5 protein-coding genes are annotated in these 8,980 nt (G+C 71.7%); 2 read left to right on the top strand and 3 right to left on the bottom strand.

All coding sequences use genetic code 11. From position 1 onward, the window contains the following. Positions 1 to 2,942: hypothetical protein (locus VLF18_RS11560; protein WP_325279775.1), on the bottom strand; the 2,942-nt coding region annotated here is incomplete at its 3' end. 109 nt (positions 2,943 to 3,051) lie between these two features. Then, entirely contained in the window at positions 3,052 to 4,344 is a 1,293-nt protein-coding gene (locus VLF18_RS11555; RefSeq protein ID WP_325279774.1) for a tryptophan--tRNA ligase, read from the bottom strand. Between the two features lie 208 nt (positions 4,345 to 4,552). On the opposite strand from VLF18_RS11555, the gene VLF18_RS11550 reads away from it, so the two are divergent. Both VLF18_RS11550 and VLF18_RS11545 read left to right on the top strand, forming a co-directional pair. Further along, on the top strand, positions 4,553 to 4,882 hold the full coding sequence (locus tag VLF18_RS11550) for a YegP family protein (RefSeq protein WP_325279773.1): 330 nt from the start codon (positions 4,553 to 4,555) through the stop codon (positions 4,880 to 4,882). A gap of 123 nt (positions 4,883 to 5,005) precedes the next feature. Beyond that, entirely contained in the window at positions 5,006 to 5,824 is an 819-nt protein-coding gene (locus VLF18_RS11545) for a hypothetical protein (RefSeq protein ID WP_325279772.1), read from the top strand. A 106-nt stretch (positions 5,825 to 5,930) separates the two neighbouring features. On the opposite strand, the gene VLF18_RS11540 is transcribed toward VLF18_RS11545, so the two are convergent. After that, on the bottom strand, positions 5,931 to 8,980 hold a 3,050-nt coding region (locus tag VLF18_RS11540), incomplete at its 5' end, for a hypothetical protein (protein WP_325279771.1).

Here is an 8,980-nt window from a genome sequence, read left to right as displayed (position 1 = left end):
GCCCAGGCGACTTCGTTGAGCAGTTCGCTCGCGCGACGCTCGCCGCGGCGTTCGAGATTCGCGAGCCACGCGGACGTCGTCGGCGCATCGCCGCCGCACTCCGCACCGGGCAGCGCGCAGATGTCGATGAGCAGCAGCTGCGCATAGGCGTTGCCGGCCCGGGTCGCGCGGATCAGCCGGTCCTTCGCGAGCGCGACGTCGCCGGCCGCCGCGTCGAGGCGCGCGAGCAGCACGCCGTCGAGACCGGACGAATCGGCCTGCGTGAGCCAGCGCCGCGCCTGCGCCGCATCGCGCGCGCGGCCGTAGCCGTAGTACGCGGCATAGCCGAGCACGCGCGCCGTCGCGGCGTCGCCGCTGTTCGCGGCGGTTTCCAGCCAGGCCAGACCGCGCGCGTTGTCGGTGCGGTCCGCGCGCCGCAGCAACACGCCGCCGGCCGCGGCCACGCAGTCGTAGGCTGCCTCACGCAGACATTGCTCGGCGTAGGCGATGCCCGCGGCCTCGTCGCGCAGCGGCGATTCGGGCTGCAGCAGTGCCGCGACGATGTCGACGCGCGCCTGCGGATTGCCAGCCGCCGCCGCTTTCTTCAGCCATGTCATCGCGGATGCAGCCTGCGTCGCATCGCCGTCCAGCAACACGCGCGCGTGCTGCAGCATGCAGTGTGCATTTCCCGCTGCCGCAGACTGCGCGAACCATTGCGCGGCGTGTGCCGCGTCGCCGTCTTCGCGCGCGATTTCGCCGAGCACACAGGTTGCTTCCGCCGAGCCGCGCTCCTGCGCGCGCTTCAGCATCTCGGCCGCGCGCGCGCGATCCGCGTCGACGCCCCAGCCATAGCGATACGCGCTGCCGAGCCGCGCGAGACAGCTGTCGACGCCTTCGCCTTCGATGCCCTCGCAACGCCTGAAATAGCCGAACGCGCGCGGCCGGTCGACGGCGACGCCGCTGCCCTGCAGGTAGATCGTGCCGAGCGCGAGCAGCGCACGCGCGTCGCCGCCGGCCGCGGCGGCCTCGAACAGCGCGAGCGCGCGCGGCACGTCGCGCACGGATTCCGGTCCGGTCATCAGCGTGCCGGCGAGCACGAGCCGGCACGGCGCGTCGCCCGCGTCGGCGCAGGCCGCGAGCCGCGCGATGCCGGCCTCGGGCGACGCGCCGCCGAGTTCGATGCGCGCGAGCGCGATCGTCGCGTCGCCGCTGCCCTGCGCCGCGGCGCGTTCGTACCAGCCGCGCGCGTCGTCGCGGTTCTGCGTCACGCCGTCGCCGAGGTCGAGCGCAAGCGCGTAGAGATACTGGCTGCGCGCGTCGCCGAGGCGCGCAGCCGCGGCGTAGAAATGCACGGCGCGCGCGGCGTCGGCGGCGACGCCGCGGCCGTTCGCGTAGAGGTCGCCGAGCGTGCGCAGGCTCCGCGGCTGCCCCTGCATCGCGCTGCGCAGCAGCCACTGACGCGCCGCGGCCGGATCGGCGGCGATGCCGGTGCCGTTGAGCAGCACGGTCGCGTAGTTGTATTGCCCGAGCGCGTCGCCGCGTTCGGCCGCAAGGCGATGCCAGCGCAGCGCGCGCTGCGCATCGTCGTCCGCGCCGCCGACGTGACTCACGCCGAGCTGCGTCGCGGCGAGCGCGCTGCCGCGTCGCGCGGCGCGCTCCAGCACCTCGCGTGCGGCCGCGCGCGCTTCCCGCGTCGTCGCGCCCGCGTAGTCGGCAAGCCCGCGGACTTCGAGCGCGTACGCAAGACCATCGGCGGTGCCTCGCCGCAGCAGCGCCTCGCGTTCGCGCAGCGCGCGTTTGTCGGTCGAGCCCGCAAGCTGGTGGATGCGCACGGCCATCGCGCGCACGCTGCCCTTGGCGAGCGCACGTTCGAGATCGCGCTCGCCGCCGCTGAGGCTCAACCGCTGCGCGGCCTCGTAGCGCAGCAACGCGACCTCGGCCTCGCCATAGGCGCGTACCGCGGCCGACTGCGCCGCAGCCGCTTCGCCACGCGCGCAATCCTTGTGAAGCTCGCACCAGAGCGCGAGCAGCACCTGCGCTTCGGGCAGATGCTGCTCGCCTGCACGGCGCAGCAGGTCGAGCGCGCGCCGGCGGTCGCCGTCTTCCTGCGCGAGCTGCCATTCCGCATAGGCGTAGCGCGCGAACGCGTCGTCCTGCGCGACCGCGCGATCGAGATCCTTGCGCGCCTGTTCGATGCCGCCGTAGAGGCCGGTGCGCGCCGCGATCCGCGCGCGTCCGACCAGCGCGCTGGAGTCGGCCGCGAGCTGGCCGGCCTGGATGTTGACGGCCATGTAGCCGGCGATCGCCGCGTGCACGTCGCGCGACGTCGGGTCGTCGATGCGATCGGCGAGATAGCGCATGACGCGTTCGGCACTCGGCGTCAGGTCGACGCGCACGCGGCGCACGCGCGCGTCGGCCGTGCGCAGCCACAGCACTTCGTGCAGGCGATGACCGTCGTTCGATGCGTCGAGCGTGGACGCGATCAGCGTCGTGTTCTGATCGGGATCGAGCGCCGCGGCGACTGCGGCCACATCGAGCGTGCCGACGCCGTAGTAATAGGCGTCGCCCTGCCAGATCCCCGGCGGCGCGAGGCTCGCCTCGACGCGTTCGCGCAGCCGCGCGAAGGCCGCGGCCGCCGCCACGCTGTCGCCTGCCGCACGCGCGCAGATGCCGACGACGAGCAACGGCCCGGGCCGCTGCGGTTCGTCCAGCGCAGCCTGATGCGCGATCGGCGCAAGTTCGGAGCAGCGTCCCGGAAGATTGTCGCCATTGCGCGAGACGAGGCCGTCGAGCCGCAGCGAACCGAGTTCGGGCGGCAGCGCGGCGAGATCGAGCTTCTTCGGCTCGGACAGCGGTGCGAGGACCGTGCCGGTGACCGGCGCGGGCGTGGTGCTGACGGCGGAGGCGGTCGGCGGGAACAGCGAGAAAAGCGCGTACAGGAGTGAGAAATGAGTAAAGCGCACCTTTCCACCTTTCCCTTCATCGCCACGAAGTCCGCACGAACAGCGAAAAGCAAAAGCGGGCGACGCGCTCCGCCGCACTCGATTCCCGCTCCTCTTCACGCTTTTCCGACTACTGCAGTTCCGCCAGCGCCCGCTCGACTTCATCCGCGCCGACGCCTTCAGCCAGCGCGCAGTCGTCCGCGGCGGCGAACGTCGCCGCGGCCCGCAGTTCGGCGATGCGCTGGCCGGCGAGCTTCGGCGAATCGAAGCCGGTGCTCTGCAGCAGCAGGCGCTGTTCGGCGTCGACGAGCTTGAAGTAGAAGCGGCCGTCGTTCTCGCGGTACTGCTTGAACTGCGGCTTTGCCGCCTTTGCCGTCTCGGCCGTCTTTGCCTTGGCCGCGTCGGTGCGGAAATCGCGCAGGCCGACGGCGCTGCGCAGTTCCGCGAGGAACGGCGCGGCGATGCCGCGCGCGCGCTGCGCGCCGGCCTGCAGGATGTCCTCGATGCGGCCGGGCTGCGCGATCAGTTCCTCGTAGCGCGCGCGCATCGGCGCGATGTCGCGTTCGAGGCGTTCGAACACGCGCTGCTTGGCGTCGCCCCAGCCGAGTCCGTCGGCGAGCGCCGCGCGGAATTCGGCGGTTTCCGCCGGTTCCGCGAACGCCGTGAAGATCGGCATCAGCGCGGTGCTGTCGGGATCCTTCGCCTCGCCCGGCAGGCGCGAGTCGGTGACGATGCGCGCGATCGTCTCCTTGAGCTTCTTCGCGCCGCCGTCGAACAGCGGCACGGTGTTGTCGTAGCTCTTGGACATCTTGCGGCCGTCGAGACCCGGCAGCGTCGCCACGCTTTCCTCGGTGGCCGCCTCGGGCAGCGTGAAGTAGTCGCGCCCGGCGCCGAACAAGTGATTGAAGCGGGCACCGACGTCGCGCGCCATCTCGATGTGCTGGATCTGGTCGCGGCCGACCGGCACCTTGTGCGCGTTGAACATCAGGATGTCGGCGGCCATCAGGATCGGATAGCTGTAGAGCCCCATGGTCACGCCGGCGTCGGGATCCTCCCCGGCGGCCGTGTTCGCGTCGACCGACGCCTTGTAGGCGTGCGCGCGGTTCATCAGGCCCTTGGCGGTGACGCAGGTCAGCAGCCAGGTCAATTCGGGAATTTCGGGAATATCCGACTGACGGTAGAAATATACGGTTTCCGGATCGAGGCCGCAGGCGAGCCAGGTCGCGGCGATCTCCAGGCGCGAGCGCGCGATGCGGGCCGGGTCGTCGCACTTGATCAGCGCGTGGTAGTCGGCCATGAAGTAGTACGACTCGACGTCGGGGCTGCGGCTCGCGGCGACCGCCGGGCGGATCGCGCCGACGTAGTTGCCCAGATGCGGAGTGCCCGTGGTGGTGATGCCGGTGAGAACGCGGGTCTTGCTCATGGCGAGGCTTGGACGATAGGGCCGGCCAGTTTACGGCAAAGCCCGCTGCGGCCGCGAAAGCCCCGGCCGGTATATGCGCACGGCTGGCGAGCCCGGCGGCGCAGCGGGATACTGCGCGGCGGCGCAGTCATGCGTCGCTCCGTGGACCGCCGGTCGGCGGTTCCGGAGATTCCGGCTCAGGGGACCCAGCAACGATTAGGAGCTTCCAATGGCAGGCAAGTTCACGATCTTCAGCGGCAAGGGCGGCAAGACCTATTTCAATCTCAAGGCCGGCAACGGCGAAATCATCCTGGCCAGCCAGGGTTACGTCGACAAGAGCGGCGCGCGCAACGGCGTCGAGTCGGTCAAGAACAACGCCGCGCAGTCCGGCCGGTTCGAGAAAAAGACCGCGAGCAACGGCAAGTTCCATTTCAGCCTCAAGGCCGGCAACGGCCAGATCATCGGCAACAGCGAGATGTACGACAGCGAGAAGGCGCGCGACGCCGGCATCGCGTCGGTCGCCAGCAACGCACCGGGCGCGGCGCTGGTCGAGGAGTGACGGGCTTCGAATCTGACTCGCGCCGGAACGCCTCCGGCGCGGTCCCGCGCCCGCCATACGATCGCTAACCCCGCCGTCGCGGGGGTCACGTTTGACCGGGCGCCTTCTCACTGGAGACCTGCCATGTCACTGCGCCACCGGTTGCTCGCCGCGGTTGCCCTGATCGCTTCGGCGACCACCGCCCAGGCCGGCCGCCTCGTCGATCTGCAGATCGTCGACCGCGAATCCGGCTCCACGCTGCAGCAGTACTACCACCGCGGCGACACCTACATCGCCGGCGCACCGGGTCACCGCTATGCGGTGCGCATCACCAACCGCAGCAACGAACGCGTACTCGCCGTGCTCTCGGTCGACGGCGTCAATGCGATCAGCGGCGAGACCGCCGGCACGCAGCAGACCGGCTACGTGCTCGATCCTTACGAGAGCACCGAGGTCGCCGGCTGGCGCAAGAACATGGACGAGATCGCGGCGTTCGAATTCACGACGCTCAGCGATTCGTATGCCGCGCAGACCGGCCGTCCGGCCAACGTCGGGGTGATCGGCGTCGCCGCCTTCCGCGAACGCGCGCCGAAACCCATCTATCGCAACAAAGTGGACAAGAGCGCACGCGCGACCGAAGGCGAAGCCAAGCGCGCGCCGGAAATGCCCGCGGCCGCGCCGGGCGCATCGACCGCCGGCGGCGCGGCGCAGGATTCGACGGCGCACCGCGAAGCCGCCCCGGTGCAGGAGTCGCTGGGCACGGGCCACGGCGACCGCGAATACAGCAACGCGACCTATACGTCGTTCCAGCGCCAGAGCGACCGTCCGAACGAACTCGTGTCGGTGCGCTACGACAGCTACCGCAACCTCGTCGCGAAAGGCGTCATCCCGCGCCACCGCCCGCGGCCGGATCGTCCGGACCCGTTCCCGGACAGTTTCGTGCCGGATCCGCCGTCGCGGTGAGCGGCGGCCGGCACGGCCGGGGCTGAACGCGTCGTCATCCCTACCCTCGCCCTGGAGGGAGCGGGTTTCCCGCAAGACGGGCCGCGAGGCCCGTCTTCTTTTTTTACTAATCCACTTCGAAACGCTGCAGCAGTACCGGCGTCGTCGTCGTCGCGGTGCTCGAGTTGTTGCCGGGGACCGGATCGGTCGTGCCGTTCGGCGCAGTGACGGTGGCCGTGTTCGCGAGCATCTGCGTCGGGCCGGTCGGCGCGGTGCCGGTGATCGTCAGCGTGACCGTGCCGCCGGGCGGCAGCACCGGCACGACGGCGTCGACGGCGTAGCCGGCGACGTCCGAACCCGAGACGGCCGGCGTGGCGCAGACGGCGCCGCCGGTTGCGCCGGCGCAGGCCGCCGTGACCGCGGTGATGCCGACCGGCAGCGCGTCATGTACGGACGCGCCGTCGGCCGCGCCGGGGCCGGCGTTGCCGACGAGCAGCGTGTAGGTCATCGCCGCGCCGCCGCTGACGGTCGGCGGACCGCTCTTCACGATCGACACGTCGGCCGACGCCGCGCGGGCATTGCTGTCGCTGCCGGTCGCGCTGTTCGCCGCATCCGGATCGTCCGCCGTTGCGCTGTTGATCAGCGGATCGGCCGTCAGGTCCGCGGCGAACTGCACCGGCACGCTGAACTGCAGCTGGTTGCCGGCACCGGCCGCGATGCTCGCGCCGCTCGCGCTGAAACCGCCGCCGCCGACGCTGCTGACGACGCTGCCGCAGCTCGCGCTGCCCGTCGCCGCGCAGGTCACCAGCGCGCTCAGCGTGACGCCGCCGGGCAAGGTGTCGGCGACGCTGACCGCCGCGGCGTTGCCGCTGCCGACGTTCGTGACGGTGACCAGATAGGTCGCCGTGCCGCCCGGCGTATACGTCGCGCTGCCGTCGGTCTTGACCACCTGCAGGACCACGCCGCCGGCGCGCACGTTGCTGTCGCTGCCGACGGCGGGTATCGGATCCGACGGATCCGACGCGGTCGCCGTGTTCACGAGCGGATCGGCCGTCAGCGCCGGCGAGAACGCGACCGGCAGGCTGTAGATCAATCCGTTCGGCGGACCGGCCGGCAGCGTCGCCGCGCTGACGCCGAACGCGGAACCGCCGGCGCTGCCGCTGATGGCGCCGCAGGTCGCGGTGCCGACCGGCAGACAGGTCGGCGTGCCGGTCAGCGTGACGCCGGCCGGCAGCGTGTCGCCGATGCTGACGGCGTTCGCGTTCGACGGACCCGCGTTCGTCACGGTCAGCACATAGGTCGCGGTGCCGCCGGGCACGTAGGTCGCGCTGCCGTCGTCCTTCGTCAATGTGAGGCCGGTGCTCGCGAGCAGCACGTCGCTGTCGCTCGCCTGCGCGCCGTCGGCGTCGTCGGGGTCGCTCGCCGTCGCGGTGTTGACGAGCGGATCGGTCGTCAGCGCGGCCGAGAAATTCACCGGCAGCGAATACGTGAGCGCGTTGCCGGCACCCGCCGCCACGCTCGCGCCGACCGCCGAGAACGCGCCACCGCCGGCGCTGCCGTTCACGGTTCCGCAAAGGGCGGCACCGGTCGCGACGCAGGTCGGTGTCGCGCTCAGCGTGACGCCCGCGGGCAGGCTGTCGTCGACGGTCACGTTCGCGGCATTGCTCGGCCCCGCATTCGTGACGACGACGGTGTAGGTCGCGCTGCCGCCCGGCGTGTAGCTCAGGTTGCCGTCGGTCTTCGTGATGCCGAGCGCCGCCTGGCCGCCGCGCGTGTTGCTGTCGGTCGCCGTGGCCGGCGTCGGGTCGGCCGGATCCGTAACGGTCACGGTGTTGGCGAGCGGATCGGCCGCGAGATCGGCCGCGAACGCGACCGGCACGCTGTAGCGCAGCTCGTTGCCCGGTCCCGCGGCGATGCTCGCGCCGGCCGCGCCGAAATTCGTTCCGCCGGCAGTGCCGCTGATCGTGCCGCAACCTGCGGCACCGACGGCGACGCAGGTCGGCGTTGCGGTCAGCGTGGTACCGGCCGGCAGCGGGTCGGCGAGGCTCACCGCGGCCGCATTCGACGGACCGGCATTGGTCACGACGACGACATAGGTCGCCGTGCCGCCCGGCGTGTAGCTGCTCGCGCCGTCGTCCTTGGTCGCGCTGAGGCCGGACACGGCCTGCAGCGCATCGCTGTCGTCGGCCTGCGCACCGTCGGGATCCGCGCTGTCGGTCGCGTTCGCCGTGTTGACGAGCGGATTCACGCTGAGGCCCGGCGCGAAATCCACCGGCAGGCTCAGGACGAGACTGTCGCCGGATGCGGCACCGAGCGTCGCGCCGCTGAGTCCGGCGCTGCTGCCGCCGGCGCTGCCGCTGATCGTGCCGCAGGTCGCGTTGCCGTTGGCCGTGCAGCTCGGCGGTGCCGTCAGCGTCACACCGGCCGGCAGGCTGTCGGCGATCGAGACCGCGGTCGCATCGCTCGGCCCGTCGTTGGTCAGGGTCAGCACGTAGGTTCCCGTCGTGCCCGGCGTGTAGCTCGCCGCGCCGTCGGTCTTGGCCAGCACGAGGTCGGTCAGCGGGCTGCGCGCATCGCTGTCGGTCGCCGTGCTCGGCGACGGCGCAGCGGGATCGTCCGCGGTCGCAGAGTTCACGAGTGGATCTGTCAACAGATCCGCCGCGAATGCGACCGGCAGCGAATAGGTCAGGCGATTGCCCGCGCCGGCCGCGAGCGTCGCGCCGGTCACGCCGAAGCCCGCGCCGCCGGCGCTGCCGCTGAGCGTGCCGCAGAAGGCCGTGCCGGTCGCCGCGCACGAGGGCGAGCCCGCGAGCGTGACGCCCGGCGGCAGGTTGTCGACGACGCTGACCGCGTTCGCGTTCGACGGCCCGGCGTTCTCGATGACGAGGTCATAGACCGCCGTACCGCCCGGCGTATACGTCGGACTGCCGTCGGTCTTGGCCAGCGTGAGGCCGGTCACGCCGAGCAGCGTGTCGCTGTCGCTCGCGCTGACCGGCGCGGCGAGGTCGGGACCGTCGACGGTCGCCGTATTCACGAGCGGATTGGTCGTCATGCCCGCGCCGAACTGCACCGGCAGCGAATAGGCCAGCGCATTGCCGGCGCCGGCCGCGATGCTCGCGCCCGCGGCCGAGAACGCGCTGCCGCCGGCGGTGCCGGTCAGCGTGCCGCAGCTGGCCG

Source organism: Tahibacter sp., assembly GCF_035481375.1.
Lineage (GTDB): Bacteria > Pseudomonadota > Gammaproteobacteria > Xanthomonadales > Rhodanobacteraceae > Tahibacter.
Note: the sequence above shows the minus strand (reverse complement) of the source record. Positions and strands in the feature narration are given on the sequence as shown.

What these genes read in the sequence shown, in the direction of transcription:
- VLF18_RS11545 (WP_325279772.1), top strand. Translation starts at nt 5,006, where the DNA reads ATGTCACTGCGCCACCGGTTGCTCGCCGCGGTTGCCCTGATCGCTTCG.
- VLF18_RS11555 (WP_325279774.1), bottom strand. Translation starts at nt 4,344, where the DNA reads ATGAGCAAGACCCGCGTTCTCACCGGCATCACCACCACGGGCACTCCG.
- VLF18_RS11550 (WP_325279773.1), top strand. Translation starts at nt 4,553, where the DNA reads ATGGCAGGCAAGTTCACGATCTTCAGCGGCAAGGGCGGCAAGACCTAT.